This window comes from Phycicoccus duodecadis, from assembly GCF_002846495.1.
Classification (GTDB): Bacteria; Actinomycetota; Actinomycetes; order Actinomycetales; family Dermatophilaceae; genus Phycicoccus; species Phycicoccus duodecadis.
Map to the genome: position 1 here is coordinate 506,281 of NZ_PJNE01000001.1, position 24,155 is coordinate 530,435.

Here is a 24,155-nt window from a genome sequence, read left to right on the forward strand (position 1 = left end):
GCTACCCCTGTTCGAGGAGCCGCCGCACCGCCGCAGAGAAGGCGTCGCCACGGGCACCGTAGTTCGCGAACATGTCCATCGACGCGGCGGCCGGGGCGAGCAGCACGACATCGCCCTCGTGGGCGAGCCCGAGCGCCGCGCGCACCACCGTGTCCATGGCCCCAGTGTCGGTACGGTCCACGTCGACCACGGGGACATCCGGCGCGTGTCGGGCGAGTGCCTCCGAAATGGCCGAACGGTCACGCCCGATGAGCACCACCGCGCGCAGCCGGCCCGCGGCCTCGCGCACCAGGTCGTCGACGTCGGCGCCCTTGAGGAGGCCACCGGCCACCCAGACCACGTGCTCGAAGGCGGCCAGGCTGGCCGCCGCCGCGTGCGGGTTGGTGGCCTTGGAGTCGTCGACCCAGCGCAGCCCGCGCACGACGCCGAGGTCGGCGATGCGGTGCGGCTCGGGGACGAAGTCGCGCAGCCCCTGGCGCACCGCGGCCGGCGGGACCCCGTGGGCCCGGGCCAGCGCGGCGGCGGCCAGGGCGTTGGCGACCAGGTGCGGGGCGGGAGGTGGCGAGTCCGCGCCGGCGCGCAGGTCGTCCAGGGTGCCGAGCTCGGCGGCGGCGGTGCGCCGCTCCTCGACGAAGGCGCGGTCGGCCAGGACGTCCTCGACCAGCCCGACCTCCGAGAGCCCGGGCGTCCCGAGGGTGAAACCCACGGCGCGGCATCCCTCCTGGACGTCGGCGTCCTCGACCAGGTGCCGCGTCGCCGCGTCCTGCACGTTGTAGACGCAGGCGACCTCGGTGCGCGTGTAGACGCGGCCCTTGGCGCGGGCGTACTCCTCGAGCGAGCCGTGCCAGTCGACGTGGTCGGGGGCGATGTTGAGGCAGGCGGAGGCGCGCGGCGCCAGCGAGTGCGACCAGTGCAGCTGGAAGCTCGACAGCTCGACCGCGATGACGTCGTAGGGCTGCGGGTCGAGCACGGCCTCGAGCACCGGGGTGCCCACGTTGCCGGCGCTGCACGCCCGCAGCCCGGCGGCCCGCAGCATCGCGGTCAGCATCTGCACGGTGGTGGTCTTGCCGTTGGTGCCGGTGACGGCCAGCCACGGCGCGGCGCCGTCGCGCGGGCGCATCCGCCACGCGAGCTCGACCTCACCCCACACCGGGACCCCGGCCGCGGCCGCGGCGGCCAGCAGCGGCTGGTCGGGGCGCCAGCCGGGCGAGGTGACCACGAGGTCGGGCACGGGGTCGGGCAGCGTCGTGACCGCGTCGTCGCCGTGGCGCAGCACCGCGCCCAGGATGTCGAGGATGCGGGCCCGCTCCCCCAGGGGCGTGCCCTCGGCGGGCGCGGTGGCGTCGACGACGGTGACCGCGGCGCCCCGCTCGAGGAGGGCGTCGGCGGCGGCGAACCCGCTGACGCCCAGGCCCGCCACGAGCACGCGCAGCCCCGCCCAGTCGGCGTCGCGGTGGGTCAGGGCGTCGGTCCGGGCGGAGCCGGCGCTCACGCGCTCACCACCCACTCGGCGTAGAACAGCCCGAGCCCGAAGGCCACGAAGAGGCCGGCGACGATCCAGAACCGGATGACGATCGTGACCTCCTGCCAGCCCAGGAGCTCGAAGTGGTGCTGCAGCGGCGCCATCCGGAACACCCGTTTCCCGGTGGTCTTGAACGACGCCACCTGGATGATGACCGACAGCGTGATGGTGACGAACAGGCCACCCAGGATCACCACCAGCAGCTCGGTGCGGGTGAGGATGGCGAGCCCGGCCAGCCCACCCCCGAGGGCCAGCGAGCCGGTGTCGCCCATGAAGATCTTGGCCGGCGCGGCGTTCCACCACAGGAAGCCGAAGCACGCCCCCATCCCGCAGGCCGCGACGATGGCGAGGTCGTGCGGGTCGCGGACCTCGTAGCACTTGGTGCCGGGGTTCCACTGGCAGTTCTGGTTGAACTGCCAGATGCTGATCAGCACGTAGGAGGCGAAGACCATCACCGAGGCGCCGGTGGCCAGGCCGTCGAGACCGTCGGTGAGGTTCACCCCGTTCGAGGTGCCGGCCACGATGACGTTGGCCCAGATGACGAACAGGATGACACCGAGCACGGTCCCCGCGAAGGCGAGGTTGACCGGGGTGTCGCGCACGAACGAGACGAAGGTCGAGGCCGGGGTGCGGAAGGACTCGTTGGGGAACTGCAGGGCCAGCACCGCGAAGACCACGGCCACGAAGGTCTGCCCCGCGAGCTTCTCGCGCGAGCGGAGCCCGAGGCTGCGCTGCTTGGTGATCTTGATGTAGTCGTCGAGGAAGCCGACCACGCCCATCCCGGCCATGAGGAAGAGCACGAGCAGGCCACTGACCGACGGCAGCTGGCCGGTCGCCAGGTGCGCCACCGCGTAGGCGGCCAGCGACGACAGCACGATCACGGCGCCGCCCATCGTGGGGGTGCCGCGCTTGGTGTGGTGCGAGGTCGGGCCGTCGTCGCGGATGAACTGGCCGTAGCCCTGCTTCACGAGGTAGCGGATGAAGGCGGGCGTGCCGAACAGCGAGAGCACCAGCGACACGACGGCGGCGATGAGCACGGCCTTCACGACGGGTCCTCCGTGGGGGGTGCTGCCATTCGGTCTCCGAGCCACCGTAGTCCTGCATCGCGGCTGGACTTGAACAGGGCCACGTCGCCGGGCGCGAGCTCGGCGCGCAGGAGCCGCTCGGCGGCCTCGGCGTCGGGCACGGAGCGGACGCGGGTGGCGGTACCGGGCTCGGCGGACGCCCCGGCGGCCAGCGCGCCGGCGGCCAGCGGCGCGGCGCCCACCGCCACCAGCTCCTGGACGCCGCGGGCCACGACCTCGGCGCCGACACCCGCGTGCAGCGCGTCGGAGTCGGGGCCGAGCTCGAGCATGGTGCCGAGGACGGCCCAGGTGCGCCGCCCGCGCCCCATCCGCTCGAGCGCTGCGAGGGCGGCCGACATCGAGTCGGGGTTGGCGTTGTAGGCGTCGTTGACCACGGTCACGCCGTCGGGGCGCTCGGTGACCTCCATCCGCCAGCGGCTCACCGGGCGGGCGGCCCCGAGCGCGGCGGCGACGTCGGCGAGCGGCAGACCCAGCTCGAGCGCGACGGCGGCCACGGCCAGGGCGTTGCCGACGTGGTGGCGCCCGACCAGACCGAGGGCCACCGGCACCTCGCCGGCCGGGGTGACCAGGGTGAACGCGGCGCGCCCGGTGTCGTCGACCTGGACCGCGGTGGCGCGCACGTGGGCGTCGGCGGCCTCGCCGACCAGCACCACCCGGGCCTCGGTGACCGCGGCCATGGCGCGCACGGCGTCGTCGTCGGCGTTGAGCACGGCCACCCCGGTGGCCGCCAGCGCGGCCGGCAGCTCGGACTTGGCCCGGGCGATGGCTTCGCGGGAGCCGAACTCGCCGAGATGGGCCGTGCCGACGTTGAGCACGACCGCGATCCGCGGCGGGGCCATGGAGGTGAGGTAGGCGATGTGGCCCACCCCCCGGGCCCCCATCTCGACGACGAGGAAGCGGGTGTCGGGGGTGACGCGGCAGACCGTGAGGGGCACGCCGACCTCGGAGTTGTACGAGCCCTCGGGCGCCACGGTGGGACCGAGGCGGGACAGGACGGTGCCGAGGAGGTCCTTGGTGCTGGTCTTGCCCGACGACCCGGTGATGCCCACGACGGCCAGCGCCGGGGAGCGGTCGACCACGGCCCGGGCCAGCGCCGCGAAGCCGTCCTGGGTGTCGTCGACGACGACGCACGGCACCCCGTCGAGGGGGCGGGTGGCCAGCACGGCCACGGCTCCGGCCGCCAGCGCACCGGCGGCGAAGTCGTGGCCGTCGGCGTGCTCGCCGACCCGGGCGACGTAGAGCCCGCCGGGGCCGGCCTCGCGCGAGTCGGTGACGACGGGTCCGTCGACCATGATGCGGGCGGCGGCGTCGGGGTCGATGCCGGCGAGCCGCCCGGCGGTGATGGTCGCGACCTCGGCCAGGGTCAGCGGGATCACCGGGCCACCGTCCCGGCGGCCAGCCGCAGGGCCTCGCGCAGCTCGTCGCGGTCGTCGAAGGGGTGCACCACGCCCCCGACGTCCTGGCCGCTCTCGTGCCCCTTGCCGACGACGGCGACGGTGGCGTCGGCGCCCTCGGCCCAGACGGCGGCCACGGCCTCGCGGATGGCGCGGCGCCGGTCGCCCACGACGACGACCTCGACGTCGCGCCCGGCGTCGCGGACCTCCTGCACCCCGGCCAGGACGGCGTCGCGGATGGCGGCGGGGTCCTCGGAGCGCGGGTTGTCGTCGGTGACCACGACCAGGTCGGCGACCCCGGCCGCGGCCACGCCCATGGCCCGCCGCTTGTCACGGTCACGGTCGCCCCCGGCGCCGGTGACACACACCAGCCGGCCGGGGGTGCCCGGCCGCAGCGCCCGCAGGGCGGCGCCGATCGCGTCGGGGGTGTGGGCGTAGTCGACGACGGCCAGCGGCTGCACCCCGCCACCCTCGAGCGCGACCCGCTCCATCCGGCCCGGCACGTGGGGGTCGGCCAGCACGGCCCGGCCGACGGCGTCGGCGTCCTCGCCGAGAGTCACCAGGACGGCGGCCGCCATCGCGGTGTTGGTGACGTTGAAGGCGCCGGGCAGGCTCGAGCGCAGGGCGAGGAGCACCCCGTCGGGGCCGCTCAGGACGAAGGCGGCCGGGTCGTGCTCGTCGGGATGCACGACCCAGTCGGCGGAGTCGTCGCCGGTGGCCAGGGACAGCACCGGCACGGTGGCCTCGGCGGCCAGCCGGCGGCCCCAGGCGTCGTCCACGCAGACGATGCCGCGCCGCGAGTGATCCGGGGTGAAGAGCATCGCCTTGGCCGCGAAGTAGCTCTCCATGTCGCCGTGGAAGTCGAGGTGGTCCTGGCTGAGGTTCGTGAACAGCGCGACGTCGTAGACCGCGCCGTCGACCCGGTGCTGGGCCAGCGCGTGGCTCGAGACCTCCATGACGCAGCCGTCGAGCCCGCGCTCCGCCATCACCGCCAGCAGGGCGTGCAGGTCGGGCGCCTCGGGCGTGGTGCGGACGCTGCCGACGCGCTCGTCGCCGATGCGGGTCTCGACGGTGCCGATGAGACCGGGGCGCCGGCCGAGCGCGGTGAGGGCCGAGTGCACCAGGTAGGCGGTGGTGGTCTTGCCGTTGGTGCCGGTGATGCCGACGAGCCGCAGCGGGGTGGGCCGGGTGCCGTAGACCGCGGCCGCGACGTGGCCGAGCACCCCGCGCGGGTCGGGCACCACGAGGGTCGCGAGCACCGTGCCGGCCGCGCGCATCCGCCGGGCGCCGTCGTCGTCGGTGAGCACGGCGACCGCTCCGGCCCGTGCGGCGGCGGCGGCGAAGTCGGCACCGTGGGCGTGGGCTCCGGGCAGCGCCGCGTAGAGGTCGCCGGGCAGCACCGCGCGCGAGTCGAGGGTCACGCCGGTGACGTCGGCCGGAGCACCTGGCCCGGACTCGGGGGCCGGTACGCCCAGGAGCGCGGCGACCTCCCGGAGCGGGGTGCGGGGCGGAGAGGTCGGACGAGGGGGCACCACTCGCAGGACCCTACCGCTTGGGGTGCTTGACGCCGTTGCGCAGCAGGGTGGGGTCGGAGAGGGCCTGCTGCGGGTCGACCTCCGTCTGCACCTCGGGCGGCTCGGCACCGGTCGGGGGGATCTTCAGCTCCTGCAGCGCGTAGGTGGTGACGTCCTTGAACACCGGCCCCGCGACGTAGCCGCCGAAGTACGGGTAGGTGGGGTTCTGGACGATCACGGCCACCACGATCTGGGGGTCGTCGGCGGGCGCGTAGCCGATGAAGCTGGCGGTGTGGCCCGAGTACTTCCCGACCCGCGCGTCGTAGAAGTCGGCGGTGCCGGTCTTGCCGGCGATGCGGTAGCCGGGGACCTCGGCCTCGGGCGCGGTGCCCTCGGAGCTCACCACGCCCTCGAGCATCTGCGAGACCTGGGTGGCGGTGTCGTGCGAGACCACCCGGATGCCCTTCGAGGGCGGGGCGTCCTGGACCGAACCGTCGGCCGCCCGCACGCTCCCGACCAGCCGCGGAGGCATCCGTACGCCGTCGTTGGCGATGGTCTGGAACACCGAGGCCGCCTGGATGGCCGTGACCGAGATGCCCTGCCCGAACGAGACGGTGGCGCGCTTGGTGCCGCTCCAGGTGTCGGACGCCGGCAGCAGGCCGGCCGACTCGCCGGGGTACCCGACGCCGGACTTCTGGCCCAGCCCGAAGGCGCGGAAGTAGCGCTCGAGGGTCGACGGCTTCAGGGTCTCGGACACCAGGATGGTCCCGATGTTGCTGGACTCGGCCAGCGTCCCGGCGACGGTGCGGTACTCCGTCGGGTGCTCGTGGCTGTCCTTGAAGTTCTCGTCGTAGCGCTGCAGCCGGTTGGGGATGACCACCGGCGTCAGCGGGGTCACCGTCTTCTCCTGGATCGCGGCCGCCATGGTCATGATCTTGGCCGTCGAGCCCGGCTCGAACACGTCGTTGAAGGCCTTGTTGCCGAGCTGGGCCCCCTTGGCGCCGATGTCGGTGTCGGGGTCGAAGGTCGGGTACGACGCGACGCTCAGCAGGTCGCCGGTCTTGGCGTTCATGATCACGACCGTGCCGGAGGCCGCCTTGGTCTCCTTGATCCGCTGGGCCAGGGCGTTCTGGGCGTACCACTGCAGCGAGGAGTTGACGGTGAGGGTCACGTCGCGCCCGTCGACCGCCGGGGTGATGCTGCTGGCGCCGGCCGGGATGACGGTGCCGTCCTGGCCGCGCTCGTAGGTCTGCTTGCCCGGGGTGCCGGTGAGCTGAGAGTCCTCCATGTACTCGACTCCGCCGCCGGGGCTGCCGTTGTCGAGGACGTAGCCGACCAGCGCCGCGGTCGTGGTGCCCTGGGGGTAGGTGCGCTCCGACCGGGTCTCGCGCTGGTCGCGGGCGATGCCGGGGATGCCGAGGGCGGCGATCTTGTTCCAGGTGAGCGGGGTGACGTCCTTGCTGAGGATGCGGTAGCGGCTGGTGCCGGTGAGCTGCTCGACCAGGGTCGAGGTCGGCGTGCCCAGCAGGGGCGAGAGCTCCTGGGCGGCGGCGAGCACCGCCGCCTCGGAGGTGTCGGGGGCACAGGTGTTCCTGCGCGTGCCGTAGGTGCAGACCGCGGTCTGGTCGGCGACGACGACCTCGCGCACGACGCTGGACGCCAGGACGGTGCCGTCGGCCGAGAGGATCTGGCCGCGCATCGCCGGGATGATCTGCGCTGTGAGCCGCTCGTTCTCGGCCTCGGCCGCCACCGCGTGGGCGTCGAAGCCCTGGATCCGCACCAGCTGGGCGCCGAAGATGCTGAGGACGAAGATGACCGCGACGGTCAGGGCCCGCATCCGGCGCCGCGGGCTGGGGCCGGGCGTCGCGGGGCGACGGGGGGCGCGGGTGGCCCCTCCCCCGTTGCCGCTCCCGGCGGGCGGCCGGCGGCGGGGGGCCGGGGTGCCGGCGTGGGCGCGCGAGGAGGCCGGGGCCGGGGTGCGCCCGGCGGCCCGCGCCGCAGAGGCGCTGCGCGGTGCGCCGGAGCGGACGGACGCCGCACGGGCCGCGGTCGGGCGTGACGCCGCCGAGCGGGTCGCCGCACCGGTGCCGCGGGAGGCGGCGGTCGGGCGGGCCGTCGGTCGGGGGCGGCCGGGCGGCGGTGGCGACGTCGGTGGGGTCACAGGTGCTCCGGGTCCTGGGTGGGGCGGGCGGTCAGCGGCTGGCGGTCGGGGTGGGAGCGGCCTTCGCGGCCGGGGAGGCGGGGGTGCTCGGGGTGGCCTTGGTCGTACCGGCCTTGGTCGTGCCGGGCTTGGTCGTGCCGGGCTTGGCCCGGGTGGCCGGCTTCGGGATGGTGGTCTTCGGGTCGGGAGCCGGGCGGGCCCCGGACGCCGACTCGGTGACCACGCTAAAGCGACTGTCGGCCGCGGCCTTCGACGCCACGCCGAGGACCTTGCCGTCGGACAGCCGGAGGAAGGCCGCCGTCTGGGCCGGCACCATCCCCAGGGCGCGGGCCTCGCTGGCCAGGGGGCCGGGGCCGGACACCCGGTCGAGGGCGTGGTGCAGGTCGTCCTGGGTGTCGTTCAGGGCGTCGGAGCGGTGCTGCAGGTCGCGCATCGTGTACGAGCCCTTGGCCATCGCGGTGTTGAGGACCAGGACGCCGACGAACCCGCCGAGGACCAGCGCCACGCAGAGGGCGATGAAGAGCCCGTTGCCGTCGGCGGCGGGCGGCGCGACGACCCGCAGCGAGCGGGGCGCGGGAGCGCTCGCGCGCCGGGCTGCGGGTCGCTGCAGCGGGCGGACGGCGGTCTGGCTCATGCGGGTGCTCCGTTCGGCTGGAGGCGTTCGGCGGCGCGGAGGCGGGCCGAGGCGGATCGGGGGTTGGTGTGCTGCTCGGCGTCCGAGGGGACCTCGGCGCCGCGGGTGAGCAGCCGTAGGTAGGGGGCGTCCTCGGGCCGCTCGACGGGCATCCCGGCCGGGGTACGGCTGGTGGCGCCCGCAGCGAGGGCCCGCTTGGCGATGCGGTCCTCGAGGGAGTGGTACGAGAGGACGACGATCCGGCCGCCGGGGGCGAGGGCGCCGACGGCGGCGTCGACGGCCCGGGCCCAGACCTCGAGCTCGGCGTTGACCTCGATGCGCAGCGCCTGGAAGGTGCGCTTGGCGGGGTGGCCCCCGGTGCGCTGTGAGGCGGCGGGGACGGCGGCGCGCAGCACCTCGACGAGCCGCGCCGAGGTGGTGAACGGCTCCTTCTCGCGCTCGCGCAGGATGGCCGAGGCGATCCGGCCGGCGAAGCGCTCCTCGCCGTAGGCCTTCAGGATGCGGGCGAGCTCGCCGTGCTCGTAGGTGTTGAGGACGTCGGCGGCGGTGCGGCCGGTGCTCTGGTCCATCCGCATGTCGAGCGGGGCGTCGTGGCGGTAGGCGAAGCCGCGGTCGGCCTCGTCGAGCTGGAGGGAGGAGACCCCGAGGTCGAAGAGGATGCCGAGGGCGCTGCCGTCGGCCTCGCGCTCGAGGACCTCGGCCACCTCGTCGTACACGGCGTGCACGGCGGTGAACCGGTCGCCGAAGCGGGCCAGCCGCTCGCGGGCCAGGGCGATGGCCTCGGGGTCGCGGTCGAGCCCCACGACGCGCGCCTGCGGGCAGCGGGTCAGGATGGCCTCGGTGTGCCCGCCCATCCCCAGGGTCGCGTCGACGCAGACGCTGCCCGGCGCTTCCAGGGCCGGGGCGAGGAGGTCGACGCAGCGCTCGAGGAGCACCGGCACGTGACGGCCGTCGGCGTCGCTGCGGCTGCCGGACGTGCGGTCCATGTCGACCTCCTCTCTGCGGGGGCGGGGTGCGGTGGTGATGCGGCGTGGGGCCTGGGGGTGCTGGTGCTGCGACGACCCGGCGGCGGGTCCCCATCCGATCCGCGCCCGGCGCGGGGGAAGTCGCGTCGGGAGTGGGTCGGCTGGAGGCCGGCGGGCGGGTCGTGCGGTGGAGCGGAGGGCTGCGGGATGCGGTGGTGCGCGGTGGTGCGGGCGGCGGCGGGAGGTCAGAGGCCCGGGACCACCTCCTCGCTGCCGGCGGAGTAGGCGGAGTAGGCGGGCATGACCTGGTCGAGGTACTGGGTCCAGCGGGCGGTGTCCCAGACCTCCAGGCGGCTGCCGTTGCCGATGACGGTGCAGTCCTTGTCGAGGCCGGCGTAGGCGCGCAGGGCCTGCGGCACCGTGACGCGGCCCTGCTTGTCGGGGGTGTCGGGGTGGGCGCTGGCGCGGAAGACGCGGATGAAGTCGCGCACGCCCTTCGCGGAGCCCGACACCGACTGCATCTCCTGCGAGATCCGGTGGAACTCCGAGGTCGGGAAGACGTAGAGGCAGCCCTCCTGCCCCCGGGTGACGACGAGGCCGTCGGCCAGCGCGCCGCGGAAGCGCGCGGGGAGGAACAGGCGGCCCTTGTCGTCGAGGCGGGGCGTGTGGGTGCCGAGGAACTCGTCCACCACTGCCACCTCCTCGACCCGTGCGGGACTCCCGCTGCCTCCGGTATGCCCCACTTTACTCCACCGCACCCCTCATAGGTGCGGCTTTCGGTCCGATTCGGCCTTGAATCTCCACGTTCTTCCAGTTCAGCAGGGGTGGAGGGAAGTGGGGCAGATGACCCCATCCGTGCCGTCGCCGGCCGACCTCCACCCGACCGGAGCGCCTCGACGCGGCCCGCCCCCCCGCACCGGCGCGCGCCGGACGAACCCTCACCCGCCCCTGGGTGGAGCGCGGTGGGGACACCGGGTGGAGCGCGGTGGGGACACCCCGGGGAAGCGCTCGTGGTGGCAGGGGTCGACGGCCGGGCGGCCGCTGCGGGAGAATCCGTGCTGCGACGCGCGTCGTGTAGCAGGATCGAGGGCACGCTGAGCCCGCCCGGTGCGTTGGGTGGAGCACGGACGATCGAAGGGACCCCCGTGAGCGACCTCCAGCAGGACCCGCAGGCGAGTACCGACCCCACGCGGGGCGCCTCGCTCGACCAGGTGCTCCAGGTGTCGAGCTCCCTGGCCGCCGCCATGAGCTCGGTGATCGAGGGCAAGCAGCAGGTGGTGCGCACCGCCATCACCGTGCTGCTGGCCGAGGGGCACCTGCTCGTCGAGGACGTGCCCGGGGTCGGCAAGACCCTGCTGGCCAAGACCCTGGCCCGCTGCATCGACGCCTCGGTGCGCCGCGTGCAGTTCACCCCCGACCTGCTGCCGAGCGACATCACCGGCGTCTCGGTCTTCAACCAGGACGTGCGCGACTTCGAGTTCCGCCCCGGCGCGATCTTCGCCAACGTCGTCGTGGGCGACGAGATCAACCGCGCCTCGCCCAAGACCCAGAGCGCGCTGCTGGAGTCGATGGAGGAGGGCCAGGTCACGGTCGACGGCACCACCTACGTGCTGCCCCGCCCGTTCATGGTGATGGCGACGCAGAACCCGATCGAGATGGAGGGGACCTACCCGCTCCCCGAGGCCCAGCGCGACCGCTTCATGGCGCGCATCTCGATGGGCTACCCCTCGGCCCGCTCCGAGCTCGACATGCTCGAGCTGCACGGCGGCGTCTCGCCGCTCGAGGCCCTGCGCCCCGTCACGGACGCCGCCACCGTGCAGGCCATGGTCGAGGCGGTCCGCACCGTGCACGCCTCCCCCTCGGTGCGCCAGTACATCGTCGACCTCACCCACGCGACGCGCTCCAGCCCGGCGCTGCGCCTCGGGGCCTCCCCCCGCGCCACGCTGCACCTGCTGCGCGCCTCCCGGGCCCACGCGGCCCTGGCCGGGCGCGACCACGTGCTGCCCGACGACGTCCAGCAGGTGGCCGTGCCCGTGCTCGCCCACCGCCTCATCCCCACCGGCGAGACCCAGATGGCGCGGCGCACCACGGGCGACGTCCTCACCGACCTCCTCCAGCGCGTGCGGGTCCCGGCCCCTTCTCGCTGACCGCCGTGCGCGCCCTCCAGAGGACCCTCACCACCCGCGGCGCGGCCTTCGCCGGCTGCGGGCTGGTGCTCGTGGCCGCCGGGATCCTGCTCGGCCAGACCGACGTCACCCGGGTCGGCGTGCTGCTGCTCGCGCTCACCGGCGCCTCGCTCTTCCTCACCCGCCGGCACGGCCTGCGCCTCGAGGTCTCGCGCAGCGTCTCCCCGGGGCGGGTCGCCATCGACCAGCGCTCGGTGGTGTCGGTGCGGGTGCGCAACCTGGAGTCGAGCCCCACGCCGGTGCTGATGGCCGAGGAGTCCATCGACTACGCCCTCGGCGACCGGCCCCGGTTCGTGCTCCCGTCGATGCGCCCCGGCGCGGTGCGCGAGGTGCAGTACTCGGTGCGGGCCCACACCCGGGGGGTGCACCACGTGGGCCCGCTGCGCGTGCGGGTGCGCGACCCGTTCGGGCTCACCCTGCGCACCGCCGCAGTCAGTGGTGAGGGCGAGGTGGTGGTGCTGCCGCGGGTCGTGCCGCTCGGCGCCGCCGGCTCGCTGGGCAGCGGGATGGGCAGTGAGGGCTCGGTGCCGCACATGGTGGCGCTGCACGGCGAGGACGACCAGACCATCCGCGAGTACCGCGACGGCGATGACCTGCGCCGCATCCACTGGCCCGCGACCGCCCGCACCGGCGACCTGATGGTGCGCCAGGAGGACCGCCCCGCCAAGCGCCGGGCTGTCGTCCTGCTCGACACCCGCGCGGGGGGGCACGCCGGCTCGGGGCGGGCGAGCTCGCTCGAGTGGTGCGTCACGGCGGCCGCCTCGGTGGTGGCCCACCTCGAGGGGGCGGCCTACGCGGTGCACCTGCTCACGGCCGACGCCGGCACCGAGCAGCACACCCGCCACGACGACTCCCTCGAGGCCGCGCTCGACGCGTTGGCCCGGGTCACCGCCGGCGCCGACGAGGGCCTGCGCGCGGTGCTCCACGACGCCAGTGCCCTCACCGCCCAGGGCGGGCTCGTGGTCTACGTCGGCGGCCCGCTGCCCGACGACGACGCCCACACCCTCGCCGCGCTCCGCCAGCCCGGCTCCAGCGGGGTCGCCCTCGTCGTCGACCGCCCGTCGTTCGGGCGGGTGCCGCCCGCCGTGGGCGAGGCCGCCCCCGCCGAGGCCACCACCGCGTCGCTGCGCGCCTCGGGCTGGCTCACCACCACCGTCGACGCCGCCACCGGCCCTGCCGAGGCCTGGGCCGCTGTCGTGGCGGGCTCGCTCACGGGGCTGGCCCGATGAGCCGGGTCCGCGGCGTCGACGTCGCGCTGGCCGCGCTGGCCGCACTCGTCGTCACCCTGCCGCTCTCCGACCTCTTCACGCCCACCGCGGCGTGGGCCCGCCCGAGCATCCTGCTGGTGCTGGCCGTCGCCCTGTCCGGTATCGGGATGCGGGCGCTGACCGCCGTGCGCCCGCTCGTCGTGGCCGGGCAGGCCCTGGTGCTGCTCGAGGCCGCGGCGCTGCTGCACGGGCAGGGCCACCTGGCCCGGGGCATCCTGCCGACCCCCGACACCGCACGCGCCGCGGGCGTGCTGTTCGGCGAGGCCTACCGGACGGTCACGCAGTACTCGGCGCCCGCGCCCGCGGACCGGGGCACCACCCTGGCCATCAGCGTCTTCGTCGGGCTCGCCGCCCTGGCCGTCGACGCCATCGCCGTCACCTACCGCAGCCCCGCCCTGGCGGGAATCCCCCTGCTCGCCGCGTTCCTCGCGGCCGCCACCAACACCACCGCCGGCCTGGCCGCCTGGCTGGTCGTGCCGCCGGGGCTGCTGTGGCTGGCGATGGTCGGGCGCCAGGGCGTCGGGGCACTGCGGGCGTGGGGCGGCACCGTGGAGGTGGGCTCCACCCGTCCCACCGACCCCGCGGGCTCCTTCGCCACGGTCGCGCGTTCGGTGGGGGTGCTGGCCCTGGGCGCCGCCGTCGTCCTGCCCGGCCTCGTCCCGCACCTGCCACCGACCTTCCTGGCCGAGGGCCTGGCGCGCGGCGACCGCGGTACCGGGGGCGGCGGCACGGTGCGCCTGTCGACCAGCATCGACATCGCCCGCGACCTGGCCGAGCGCTCCACCGACCCGGTGCTGGTCTACCGCACCACCGCCGACGACCCCGAGCCGCTGCGCGTGGGGCTGCTCGACACCTACCAGGGCGGGCGCTGGCTGTCCTCGTCCGACGCCACCTTCGTACCGGTCGACGGGCAGCTGCCCGGCAGCACGGCCGGCCCCGAGGTCGCGCGGACCACCGAACGCATCGAGGTGACCAGCTCGGGCATCGGGCTCCCCCAGGTGGCACTGCCCGCGAACGCCATCGGCGCGCCGTTCCCCGCCGGCTCGTGGCGCCTCGACGCCAACGGCGTCGTCCAGCTCACCGCTCCGGTCGGGTCCTACACCGTCGACTACCAGGCGCTGACCCCCACCGCCGACCAGTTCGCGGGGACCCCCACCGGTGATGTCGTCCAGGCCGACCTGCGCGTCGACCGCCAGGCCGAGCGCGCCGTCACGGCCCTGCTGGGCCGGATCACGGAGGGCGGGCAGACCCCGCTCGAGAAGGCCGTGGCGATCCAGGCTCACCTGCGCTCGTCCGAGTACACCTACTCCGAGGACCTGGTGGACGAGACCGCGGCGGGGCAGCGGTCCGAGGAGCCCCTCGTCCGCTTCCTCGACACCAAGCGCGGGTACTGCGTGCAGTTCTCCACCGCGATGATCATGCTGGCGCGCGAGGCCGGCATCCCGGCCCGGATGGCGGTGGGCTTCCTGCCGGGCCAGGTCGACGGCGACGAGCGCGTCGTGCGCGCCGACGACGCCCACGCGTGGCCCGAGCTGTACTTCCCGCAGCTGGGCTGGATGCGCTTCGAGCCGACGCCCGGGGTCCGCAGCGGCATCGCCCCCGCGTACACCACCCGCCAGAGCGCCCCCGAAGGGAGCGCCCTACCGGTGCCGACCCCGTCGGCGTCGGCCAGCAGCGGGACGGCCACCCGGCCGCAGGGCGACGTCACCGCCGACACGCCCCAGGGCCCGAGCACCGGCTCCACCTCCTCCGGCGTCCTGGACGCGGTGGCGCGCCACTGGGCCACCGTCCTGGGCGTCCTCGGGGTCCTGCTGCTCGCGGCCCTCACGCCCTTCGGGGCGTGGCTGGCCCGGCGCCGGGCGCAGCGCCGGGCCCGCGACGACGCCGAGCGGGTGGAGGCCGAGTGGCAGTCGCTGCTGCTGCGCCTCGGCGACATCGGGCTGGTGCCCGGCGACGGCTCGACGCCGCGCCAGGCCTCCCGTGAGCTGGGCCGCGCCGCGTACCTCAGCCCCGAGGAGGACGCGGCCCTGGGGCGCGTCGTCGCCACCCTCGAGCGGGCGCGCTACGCCCGCCCGGGCGCCGACCTGCCCGACGTCGCCGACGACGCGCGCACCGTGTGGCGGGCGGCACTGGGGCGGCGCCGGAGGGCGGACCGCGCCCGGGCGCTCCTCCTGCCCGAGGAGGGGCGCCGGCACTGGCTCTCGGTGCTGCGGGTGCCCGGGCAGCGGTCGGGAGCCGAGAGCCCCGACGACGAGGACGCGCCGGTGCGCTGACCCCGGCGAGTGGGCGGGCGCGACGACCCCGCACGGACTTTGGACGACGAGAGCCGCGACCCCGGGCGGGGTCGCGGCTCTCGTGTCGCGCGGGCCGTCCTCAGTCGAGGTAGTCGCGCAGTGCCTGGCTGCGGCTGGGGTGGCGCAGCTTGCTCATGGTCTTGGACTCGATCTGGCGGATCCGCTCGCGGGTGACGCCGTAGACCTTGCCGATCTCGTCGAGCGTCTTGGGCTGGCCGTCGGTGAGGCCGAAGCGCATCGAGACCACGCCGGCCTCGCGCTCGGACAGGGTGTCGAGGACGCTGTGCAGCTGCTCCTGCAGGAGGGTGAAGCTCACGGCGTCCGCCGGGACGACGGCCTCGGAGTCCTCGATGAGGTCACCGAACTCGCTGTCGCCGTCCTCGCCGAGCGGGGTGTGCAGCGAGATGGGCTCGCGGCCGTACTTCTGGACCTCGACGACCTTCTCGGGGGTCATGTCGAGCTCCTTGGCGAGCTCCTCCGGGGTGGGCTCGCGGCCCAGGTCCTGGAGCATCTGGCGCTGTACGCGGGCCAGCTTGTTGATGACCTCGACCATGTGCACCGGGATGCGGATGGTGCGGGCCTGGTCGGCCATGGCGCGGGTGATGGCCTGGCGGATCCACCACGTGGCGTAGGTCGAGAACTTGTAGCCCTTGGTGTAGTCGAACTTCTCGACCGCACGGATGAGGCCGAGGTTGCCCTCCTGGATGAGGTCGAGGAAGAGCATGCCGCGACCGGTGTAGCGCTTGGCGAGGCTCACCACGAGACGCAGGTTGGCCTCGAGCAGGTGGTTCTTGGCCTTCTTGCCGTCCTGGGCGATCCACCACAGCTCGCGCTTGAGCTTCATGTCGAGCTTCTCGCCCGAGTTCAGCTTCTCCTCGGCGAACAGGCCGGCCTCGATGCGCTTCGCGAGCTCGACCTCCTGCTCGGCGTTGAGGAGGGCGACCTTGCCGATCTGCTTCAGGTAGTCCTTGACCGGGTCGGCGGTGGCGCCGGCGGTGACGACCTGCTGCGCGGGGGCGTCGTCGTCGTCGTTGCTCATGACGAAGCCGCGGTCGCTGTCGTCGTTCTTGCCCGCGGGCTTGGGGGCGGCGTCCTCGTCGGTGGCGGCGAGCTCGTTCTCGAGGTCGACCTCGACCTCGTCGACGTCGGCCGGGGGCTCGGCGGTCTTGGCCGCGGCCTTCGTGGCGGTCCTGCGCGCCGGGGCGGCGCCGACCTTCTTCGCGGCCGGGGTGGCCTTCGTGGCCGCGGGGGCCTCGGCCTCCACCACCTCGGCGGCGGCGGCCTTCTTGGTCGTGGGGGTCGCGGCCTTCTTCGCGGTGGTCTTCACCGCGGCGCGGGTCGCCGTCTTCGCCGCCGGCTTGGTGTCGGTGGACGCCGTGGCGCTCGCCTTCTTGGCCGTGCGGGTGGCGGCGGCCGCGACGCCGGTGGCGGCGTCGTGGCGGACCTCGATGCCCTGGTCACCCAGCGCCCGGAGCACGATGCGCCCCCGGCTGGCCTTCACGTCGGCCGCACGCATGGCCTCGGCCACCTGCTCGCCGGAGACCGAACCGCTGGTCCGCCCCTGGCGGACGAGCGTCTGGAGTGCCTGGTGGGCGAACTCCGGCGGGAGTGCACTGGGCTCGGAGGACTTCGTGGACACAGGCGACACGGCTACCTTTCGTCGCGGAGACCGCGGTGGGGACATGGGAGTCCCGGGAACGGCGGAGGGGGTCCGGGGCGGCACGCTCATCCGGTCGTCGGTCGGCTCGGGGGGAGGTGCGCACTACCATTATAAATCGTCGCGGCCCCCAGAGCACATTCGATCCACCCCGGCGCGGCGCGGCACGGCGCTCCACGGGCCGCCCCCGCGCAGGGAACCCACGTGCGAGTGAGCGCGCACCATCCGGGCCCGGCTGCGCCCCAAGGCAGCTCGGGCGCTCAGCCCTTGACAGCGAGAACGGCGCAGGGGGCGTCGAGCAGGATGCGCTGCGCGTTGGAGCCGAGGATGAGCTTGCCGACGGGGGTGCGCCGACGCAGGCCGATGACGATGAGGTCGGCGTCGGTCTCGTTCGCGACCGCGATCAGGTCCTCGGCGGGCTCGTTGCCGCGCACCAGCTGGCGCACCTCGACCTGGACGCCCTCGGCGCCGAGGCCGCTGGTGAGCTCGCGCAGCTCCTCCTCGGCCAGCCGGGAGGTCTCGTCGTCGAAGTCGCGGCTGCCGCGGTTCGAGTTGATGACCACGAGCGGCGTACTGCGCCCTCGCGCCTCCTCGATCGCCCTGTGCAGGGCCGCTCGGCCCTCCTTGGTGGGGACGAAGCCAACGACGATCGTCACGGGTCCTCCTCTACGCCGGTACCGGTGTCGCCCGACCGTACCGCAGCACGGCCCTCATGCCCTGTCGAGGACCTCACCGATCACCGCCCCCACCTGGGCGGTCTCGACGAGGAACCCGTCGTGGCCGTGGTCGGACTCGATGACGGTGAGGGTCGTGCCGGGGCGGGCGCGCACCATCTCCTGCGACAGCCGGAGCGGGTAGAGCCGGTCGGTGGTGACCCCCGCGACGTGGAGGCGGCCCGGGTATGCCTGGAGGGCCGCCGCGACGCCGCCGCGGTCGCGGCCGACGTCGTGGCTGTTCATGGCCTCGGAGAGCACGACGTAGCTGCCGGCGTCGAAGCGACGGGCCAGCTTGGCGGCGTGGTGGTCGAGGTAGCTCTCGACGTCGTAGCGTCCGCCGCCGCCCAGCGGGTCCTCGCCGGGCCGGGGGCGCCGCCCGAAGCGCTGGTCGAGCTCACCCTCGTGGCGGTAGGTGATGTGGGCGATACGGCGGGCGATGCCGAGCCCGGTGAGGGGTGCCCGTCCGGTGTCGTGGTAGTCGCCGTCGCGGTAGTCGGGGTCGGACCGGATCGCGAGCAGCTGGGGCTGGCACCAGGCCACCTGGTCCGCGGTGGTGGCGGCGGTCGAGGCCAGCACCAACGCGCGCTCGACGCGGCGGGGATGCGTGGCGGCCCACTCCAGGGCCCGCATCCCGCCCATCGACCCGCCGAGGACCAGGTGCCAGGCGTCGACGCCCAGGGCGTCGGCCAGCCGCGCCTCCACCTCGACCTGGTCGCGGATCGTCACGAACGGGAACCGGCTCCCCCACGCCCGCCCGTCGGACGCCGCGGAGGCGGGGCCGGTGGTGCCCTGGCAGCCGCCGAGGACGTTGGCGGCCACGACGAAGTAGCGGTCGGTGTCGAGGGGCGCGCCGGGGCCGACCAGTCCCGGCCACCAGCCCGCGGTCGGGTGCCCCGGGCCGGCCTCCCCCACCACGTGGCTGTCGCCGGTGAGGGCGTGCTCGACCAGGATCGCGTTGTCGGCGGCGGGCGAGAGCGTCCCCCACGTCTCGTACGCGACCGTGACCGGCAGGGTGCCGCCGCGCTCGAGCCGAACCTCGCCCACGTCGGCGAACCGTCGGTCGCCGACGGGGTCGCCGGGACGCCAGGCGTCGCCGGTGGTCCGGATCGGGGTGGCCGTCATGGAACTGCTCCTCGCATCGCGCTTGCCGCTCCGGTCGGGAGACGGCCCGGTCATCACCCGGGGCACCCCACCGCGAGGAGGGTTGCCGCCCAGCAAACCGGGGTTTGGCGCTGGGACTCATGACCTGGAGCGATCGTACCGGCCCGAGCGCCGCGGCGGCGGGGTGGTTCCGCGGAGCGAACGCCCGCCCTCCCCCCGGTGGCACCGGCCCGGTGGCACCGGCCCGGTGGCACCGGCCCGCCCCTGGCACAGCCGTGCCGGCAGCCGCTCGACGCCGGTCGCATCACCCGGCCCGCTCCTCCGGTACGGCCGTGAGGCGCCGAGCCGCCGGGCGCAGGCCGGCGTCGACCATCCGGCCCAGCAGCACCGCGAGGCGGTACCCGGGCTCGAGCCGCACCGCGCGGTCGAGCGCGGCCCGGGCCAGGGCTCCGTCGCCGAGCGACCACGCCACCTGGGCGGCGGTCGTGCAGACCGCGGCGGCCTCGCCCGGGCGGTCGTCGGGCACGCCGCGGCACACCCCGAGCAGCAGGTCGAGCATCCGGCGCTGCTCCCCCGGGTCGCCGCTGTCGGCGCGCCAGGACCCTGCGCCCGCCCACCGCGGCATCATCCGCTCGAGGAGGGCGACCACGGGCGGGTCGAGCTCGTGCCGGGGCAGCAGCCCCGGGGCCATCCAGGCGATGAGGGCGTCGCGCAGCTGGATGTCGGCCAGCGCCCCGGCGGCGACCCGCACCTCGTTCGACCACGCCGCGCTCCCCTCGACCGGCCGCGGACCGTCGGCCGTGGGGCCCAGCAGCGCGGCCCACGCGCGGACCCCGCACCGACGGGCCTGCCGCGACCCCCGCGGGCCGCCGCGCACTCCCCCGGCCCGCCACGCCGTGCCGGGCGGCGGGTCGACGACGCGGTCGACGGCCTCGCGGCTGGCCAGCGGCGCCGACCCCAGGGCGACGAGGTCGGCCACGGCAGGGACGTCGGCGGCAGCGGGCACCGGGACCCCCTCGAGCGGGCAGCAGGCACCGCTGCACGTCGGCGAGTACCGGCGCCCGTCGCGCATGACGTACACCTCGGCCACGACGACCCCTTCGCGTTCGAGCCCCTCGACGAGCGCGCGCAGGAAGGGCTCGGACTCGTCGGGCTCGTCCTCGTACCCGAGGACCAGCACCCGACGCATCCCTTCGCGCACCAGGGGCTGCACGACACCGCCGACGAAGGACCCGGGCGGGATGTCGGGCGGGGGCAGGTCGCACCGCACGACGCCGGCGATGCGGCCCTGCTGCAGCGCCACGACGACGGCGCTGCGCCGCGGGTGGTAGCCGAGCTGGTACGGGAGGGTGGCGAGCACGTCGCCGGGGTCACGGAGGCGGATCGGAGCTGTCATGCCCCCAACCTGCGCCGGCTCCGCCCGCGGCGGAACGGGCGAGGTCGGATCTGTGGACGACTCCCGCGTCGCGGCGCCCCTGTGGACGACGGCCGTCAGCCGTGCCGTCCCTCGGGACCCGCAGGTCCGTCGGGGGCTCAGCCCACGACGTCGGACGGCACGGTGGATCCGCCGTCGGGGCCACGACCGACCGTGCGCTCCCACTCGAGGAACCGCTCGGTCTCCTCGACCACCGTGGTCGCCACCCAGCCCAGGACCATGGCGTCGTCGGCCAGGCCCAGGACTCCGAGGATGCCCTCGGGGAGCAGGTCGACCGGCGAGACCACGTAGGCGGCGCCGGCGACGACGAGCCCGAGCTTGACCATCGAGGTGCCGGTGTACTCGCCACTGCGGATGGCCGCGACCATCCGGGGCAGGGCGCCGGCGCGCTCGCCGATCGAGGGGCCGCCGGGGCGGGTCGCGGTGCGGACGGCACGCCCGAGGGCTCCGACGTAGGCGAGGGTGCGGGCACGGGCCATGGGTTGCTCCTCCTGGACGGCGGCGTGGGTCGCCTCGTGAACGGTCGGGGCCGGGTGGGGATTCCCGGCGGGGGCGCGCCCGGGTGGGCGCGCCCGGTCAGGCCGGGCCGACCAGCCGGTCGGCCGGGGGGAACTCCTTGCGGGCGTTCTGGGCGATCGAGCGCAGCATCCAGACGTCGACGCCGGCCCCCACCGCGCCACCGAGCACGGGGACGGCCCGCCCGAAGCGCGCGAAGGTGCCCTTGCCGGCAGTGGCGATGACGCGGAAGCCCACGGCCTTCTTGACGACCATCTCGGCCGGCCCGGGCAGGCGCTGGGCGACGAGGTTGGTGATACCGCCGGTGGGCACGGCCCGGCCGGCCTTGCGCAGCAGGTCGTCGGCGTCCGCCCCGGCCAGGCTGAGCAGGACGGCGGTGCGCACCTGCGGCTGGGCGATGTCGTGGCCCCGCAGGCGGGCGATGGCGGCGGTCATCCGGGTGGCCAGGGCGTAGAACGCGATGACGTTCGCGGGGAGCGAGACCGGGAGGGTGACGAAGCCGCCGAGGCTGGTGACGAAGCCCTCGGCACCCGCCTTGATGGTGTGCGAGCGGATGACGGCGTCGATCGCGGCGTCGACGTCGCCACCCGCCGAGCGCAGCGCGTCGTCGGCGACCTTGGCGGCCGGGGCGAAGGTGCCCTTGCCGTCGATGCCGAGGTCGAGGAGCCCCTCGACGACCTTGAGCACCTGACGGCCGAGCACACCGTCGTCCTCGGGGGCGTCGCCGGCGCGCTCGAGGGCGCTGCGGGCGTCCTTGAGGGCGTTCTTGTCGTGGCGACCCCGGTCGAGAATGCCCACGTCGTCCTCCAATGTCGGCCGGGGCGGGACCAGGACGTCCCGCTCGTGCTCCGGCGCACGCCATCCTGCCACGCACGTGCCGTGACCTGCGGCGCAGCGAGCCCGCCGCCTCCGCCACCCGCGCCGCCGCCCCGTCGGCACCCGGGGATGCGGCCCCTGTCGTGGCGCGCCCGTAGCCTGCATCCGTGCTCGGAGCCGATGTCGCGGTGCTCGTGGCGGGCCCCGGGCGCCCCGGGGCCCGGCCGGCCGCCGTGCTCCACGACGGCCGCGTGCGCACCGGGGTCGCCGCCGCGCTGGTCGAGGTCGTCGCCGAGGTCGAGGCCGCCCACCGTCCCCGGTGGGTGTGGTGGTCGGCCGACGCCGCCCGCGAGGCCGTCGCGGCCGGGGTGCACCTGTCCCGTGCCTGGGACGCCACCGAGGCCCACCGTCTCCTGCACGGCGGATGGGATGCCCCGCCCGCGCTGGTGTGGGCCCTGGCCCGGGGGCTCCCGGCCGCAGGGGTGCCCACCGCGCCCGCGGGCGACCTGTTCGACCTCGTGTCGGCGCCCGACCTGCCGCCCGACCACGAGCTGGTCGACCGGGCGGGCTACCTGCGCGCCGACCACGCCCGCTGGCTCGAGGACCCCGCCCATCTCGAGCCGTGGGCCCACGCCGTCCTCACCGTGGCACGGGCCCAGCTCGACGCCGCCACGGGCGTCTCGGCCCGGCTGTCCGCGACCGTCGTCTCGGAGTCGGCGGCCGCGCTGCTGTGCGTCGAGCTCGAGCGCGACGGCCTCCCCCTCGACCGGGCCCGCACCGAGCAGCTCGTCGCCGGAGCCGCCGGCCCCCGAGCGGCCACCGACGCCGACGAGGCCCGGGCCCGTACCGCTCGCGACGCCCTGGTGCTGCGCCACGTGCCGGGCCGCGAGCACACCGACCTGCGCAACCCCGCCCAGGTCAAGGAGCTGCTGGCGGCCGTCGGGGTCGACGTGCCCTCGACCCGCAAGTGGGTGCTCGAGGCCTACCGCGAGGTGCACCCGGTCGTGCCGGCCCTGCTCGCCTGGCGGCGCGACGAGCGGATCGCCACCACCTACGGCTACCGCTGGCTCGACGCCTGCGTCGGCGCCGACGACCGGCTGCGGGGGCGCTGGACCGCCTGCGACGGCGCCGCGGGGCGGATGACGGCCGAGAACGGGCTGCACAACCTGCCGGCCGTGCTGCGTCCCGGGGTGGCCGCCGGCCCGGGGTACCGCTTCGTGCGGGCCGACCTCGGGCAGGTCGAGCCCCGCGTGCTGGCGGTGGTCTCCGGGGATGCCGCGTTCGCCGCCGCCACCCGCGCCGACGACCTCTACGCCCCCGTCGCGCAGCGTCTCGGCGTCGAGCGGCCGGTGGCCAAGATCGCGGTCCTGGCGGCGATGTACGGCCAGCGCAGCGGGGCCGCGGGCGAGGCCCTGGCCGGCCTCGAGGCGGCCTACCCGGTGGCCATGTCGCTGCTCGACCGCGCGTACGCGAGCGGGCGGCGAGGCGAGCCGCTGCGCACCTACGGTGGCCGGCTCGTCCCCACCGGGCGCTTCCTGGCCGCGCAGCCACCGGGGTCCGACCCCGCCCTCGACGCCGCGCGCGGGCGGTTCGCGCGCAACGCCGTCATCCAGGGCTCGGCCGCCGAGCTCTTCAAGGCCTGGGCCGCCACGGTGCGCGCCACGACCCGCGACCTCGGCGGCGGCATCGTGCTCTGCCTGCACGACGAGCTGCTGCTGCACGTGCCCGAGGGAGCCTCCGAGGAGGCCGCCCGGCGGGTCGACGCCGCCCTGGTCGACGCCGCGCGCCGCTGGTCGGGCGGGGCGCCGGTCCGCTTCGTCGCCGACACCTCGGTCATCGCGCGGTGGTCGGACGCCAAGGACTGACCCCGCGTGCCGTCCGCTCGGGGTGGTGCCTGCGGGTCAGTCCTCGTCGTCGCTGACGCCGCGCAGGAAGTCCTCGAACTCGGCGCCGAGCTCTTCGGCCGACGGCAGCTGCGAGGCCTCCGTGGCGAGCAGGCTGGGGCGCTGCTGGCCCTCGACGAACGCGTCGTACTGCTGCTCGAGGGCGGTGATGACCTGCCGGGCCTCGTCGCTGCCCGCGACCTCCGAGGCGATGGCCTGCTGGTTCGCCCGGGCGCGGGTGACGAGGTCGTCGTTGGGCAGGTTCAGCCCGGTGGCGTCGGTGATCGCGTTCAGCGCGGCCAGCGCCCCCTCGGCCCACTCGGCGTTGGCGAGGTAGTGCGGGACGTGGATGGCGAAGCCCAGGGCGTCCTGGCCCGACTCGCCGAGCCGCAGCTCGAGCAGCGCACCGAACGACGCCGGCACCTGCACCCGGCCGAAGGGCGAGGCCGACTCGCCCACCAGGGCGGGGTCGGTGGCGTGGGCGGTCATCCCCACCGGGCGGGTGTGCGGCACGCCCATCGGGATGCCGTGGGTCGTGACGACCATGCTGATGTCGAGGCGGGCGGACAGCTCGCGGACGGCCTCCACGACGCGCTCCCACTGGAAGTCGGGCTCGGGGCCGGTGAGCAGGTAGTACGTCTGCCCGTCGCGGTCGGTGAGCCGGTGCAGGAGCATCGAGGGGTCCTCGTACTCGAGCCAGCGGTTGGTGTCGAAGACCATGGCCGGGCGGCGGCCGCGGTAGTCGAGCAGCTGGTCGACGTCGAAGGACGCCACGACCTCGGCGTCGCCGTTCTCGAGGAGGTGGTCACCGAGGGTCTGCTGGATCTGCCCGGCGTCGATGAAGCCGCCGAGCAGGACGATGAGGACGCCGGGACGGGGGGTGCCCAGGTCGGCGTCGGTCTCGAGGCGGTAGAGGTCGGTCGGGTTCTGCACAGGGCAAGCCTTTCACGCGGTGCTCGTACCGGGTGGAACGCACGGGGCCGGCGGCGGATTCCCCCGCGGCGGCCG

At 75.3% G+C, this 24,155-nt stretch carries 19 protein-coding genes and 1 riboswitch; of the genes, 4 read left to right on the forward strand and 15 right to left on the reverse strand.

Going from position 1 to position 24,155, the window contains the following annotated elements; translation table 11 throughout:
• Position 1: 1 nt before the first annotated feature.
• From murD to mraZ, 8 genes are all read right to left on the reverse strand, one after another.
• Complete coding sequence (murD, locus tag ATL31_RS16740) at positions 2 to 1,492, reverse strand: UDP-N-acetylmuramoyl-L-alanine--D-glutamate ligase (RefSeq protein ID WP_245861846.1); 1,491 nt, start codon at positions 1,490 to 1,492, stop codon at positions 2 to 4.
• Complete coding sequence (gene mraY / locus ATL31_RS16745; protein ID WP_101394359.1) at positions 1,489 to 2,568, reverse strand: phospho-N-acetylmuramoyl-pentapeptide-transferase; 1,080 nt, start codon at positions 2,566 to 2,568, stop codon at positions 1,489 to 1,491. Before mraY ends, murD begins: the two co-directional genes overlap by 4 nt.
• Positions 2,565 to 3,983, reverse strand: a complete 1,419-nt coding sequence (locus ATL31_RS02375) for a UDP-N-acetylmuramoyl-tripeptide--D-alanyl-D-alanine ligase (RefSeq protein ID WP_101394360.1) — start codon at positions 3,981 to 3,983, stop codon at positions 2,565 to 2,567. The genes mraY and ATL31_RS02375 overlap by 4 nt, the downstream gene beginning before the upstream one ends.
• Positions 3,980 to 5,536 (reverse strand): UDP-N-acetylmuramoyl-L-alanyl-D-glutamate--2,6-diaminopimelate ligase, encoded by a 1,557-nt coding sequence (locus ATL31_RS02380; protein WP_101394361.1) that lies wholly within the window; start codon positions 5,534 to 5,536, stop codon positions 3,980 to 3,982. The genes ATL31_RS02375 and ATL31_RS02380 overlap by 4 nt, the downstream gene beginning before the upstream one ends.
• Before the next feature lie 10 nt (positions 5,537 to 5,546).
• Positions 5,547 to 7,352, reverse strand: a complete 1,806-nt coding sequence (locus ATL31_RS02385; RefSeq protein WP_101394362.1) for a peptidoglycan D,D-transpeptidase FtsI family protein — start codon at positions 7,350 to 7,352, stop codon at positions 5,547 to 5,549.
• Positions 7,353 to 7,707: 355 nt separating this feature from the next.
• Positions 7,708 to 8,310 (reverse strand): cell division protein FtsL, encoded by a 603-nt coding sequence (gene ftsL / locus ATL31_RS17035; protein ID WP_101394363.1) that lies wholly within the window; start codon positions 8,308 to 8,310, stop codon positions 7,708 to 7,710.
• Entirely contained in the window at positions 8,307 to 9,296 is a 990-nt protein-coding gene (gene rsmH / locus ATL31_RS02395) for a 16S rRNA (cytosine(1402)-N(4))-methyltransferase RsmH (RefSeq protein ID WP_101394364.1), read from the reverse strand. Before rsmH ends, ftsL begins: the two co-directional genes overlap by 4 nt.
• Positions 9,297 to 9,520: 224 nt before the next feature.
• Positions 9,521 to 9,964 carry a division/cell wall cluster transcriptional repressor MraZ gene (mraZ, locus tag ATL31_RS02400; protein WP_211283952.1) on the reverse strand — a complete coding sequence of 148 codons (444 nt, stop codon included), beginning with the start codon at positions 9,962 to 9,964 and terminating at the stop codon, positions 9,521 to 9,523.
• Positions 9,965 to 10,420: 456 nt separating this feature from the next.
• On the opposite strand from mraZ, the gene ATL31_RS02405 reads away from it, so the two are divergent.
• From ATL31_RS02405 to ATL31_RS02415, 3 genes are read left to right on the forward strand one after another with little or no spacing between them, the layout of a single operon-like run.
• A complete protein-coding gene (locus tag ATL31_RS02405) occupies positions 10,421 to 11,422 on the forward strand; it encodes an AAA family ATPase (protein WP_245861847.1) in 1,002 nt (333 codons plus the stop codon).
• Between the two features lie 5 nt (positions 11,423 to 11,427).
• On the forward strand, positions 11,428 to 12,690 hold the full coding sequence (locus tag ATL31_RS02410) for a DUF58 domain-containing protein (protein WP_101394366.1): 1,263 nt from the start codon (positions 11,428 to 11,430) through the stop codon (positions 12,688 to 12,690).
• On the forward strand, positions 12,687 to 15,002 hold the full coding sequence (locus ATL31_RS02415; protein ID WP_101394367.1) for a transglutaminase TgpA family protein: 2,316 nt from the start codon (positions 12,687 to 12,689) through the stop codon (positions 15,000 to 15,002). Before ATL31_RS02410 ends, ATL31_RS02415 begins: the two co-directional genes overlap by 4 nt.
• Positions 15,003 to 15,102: 100 nt before the next feature.
• Here ATL31_RS02415 and ATL31_RS02420 read toward each other — a convergent pair whose 3' ends face one another.
• The 6 genes from ATL31_RS02420 to ATL31_RS02445 all read right to left on the reverse strand — a co-directional run bounded on the left by ATL31_RS02420 (position 15,103) and on the right by ATL31_RS02445 (position 21,246).
• Positions 15,103 to 16,707, reverse strand: a complete 1,605-nt coding sequence (locus ATL31_RS02420) for an RNA polymerase sigma factor (RefSeq protein ID WP_101394368.1) — start codon at positions 16,705 to 16,707, stop codon at positions 15,103 to 15,105.
• A 233-nt stretch (positions 16,708 to 16,940) separates the two neighbouring features.
• A complete protein-coding gene (locus ATL31_RS02425; RefSeq protein WP_101394369.1) occupies positions 16,941 to 17,336 on the reverse strand; it encodes a universal stress protein in 396 nt (131 codons plus the stop codon).
• Between the two features lie 54 nt (positions 17,337 to 17,390).
• Positions 17,391 to 18,518, reverse strand: a complete 1,128-nt coding sequence (gene metX / locus ATL31_RS02430; RefSeq protein ID WP_101394370.1) for a homoserine O-acetyltransferase MetX — start codon at positions 18,516 to 18,518, stop codon at positions 17,391 to 17,393.
• A gap of 13 nt (positions 18,519 to 18,531) precedes the next feature.
• Positions 18,532 to 18,643, reverse strand: a riboswitch (SAM riboswitch).
• A 158-nt stretch (positions 18,644 to 18,801) separates the two neighbouring features.
• Positions 18,802 to 19,893, reverse strand: coding sequence for a DUF4192 domain-containing protein (locus ATL31_RS02435; RefSeq protein WP_101394371.1), 1,092 nt, complete (start codon positions 19,891 to 19,893; stop codon positions 18,802 to 18,804).
• A 137-nt stretch (positions 19,894 to 20,030) separates the two neighbouring features.
• Positions 20,031 to 20,411 carry a YkvA family protein gene (locus ATL31_RS02440; RefSeq protein WP_101394372.1) on the reverse strand — a complete coding sequence of 127 codons (381 nt, stop codon included), beginning with the start codon at positions 20,409 to 20,411 and terminating at the stop codon, positions 20,031 to 20,033.
• A 97-nt stretch (positions 20,412 to 20,508) separates the two neighbouring features.
• Complete coding sequence (locus tag ATL31_RS02445) at positions 20,509 to 21,246, reverse strand: EcsC family protein (protein WP_245861848.1); 738 nt, start codon at positions 21,244 to 21,246, stop codon at positions 20,509 to 20,511.
• 185 nt (positions 21,247 to 21,431) lie between these two features.
• On the opposite strand from ATL31_RS02445, the gene ATL31_RS02450 reads away from it, so the two are divergent.
• Positions 21,432 to 23,129: a DNA polymerase gene (locus tag ATL31_RS02450; protein ID WP_342749456.1), complete on the forward strand. Its 1,698-nt coding sequence runs from the start codon at positions 21,432 to 21,434 to the stop codon at positions 23,127 to 23,129.
• 36 nt (positions 23,130 to 23,165) lie between these two features.
• Here ATL31_RS02450 and ATL31_RS02455 read toward each other — a convergent pair whose 3' ends face one another.
• Positions 23,166 to 24,080, reverse strand: a complete 915-nt coding sequence (locus tag ATL31_RS02455) for a PAC2 family protein (RefSeq protein WP_101394374.1) — start codon at positions 24,078 to 24,080, stop codon at positions 23,166 to 23,168.
• Between the last annotated feature and the right edge of the window lie 75 nt (positions 24,081 to 24,155).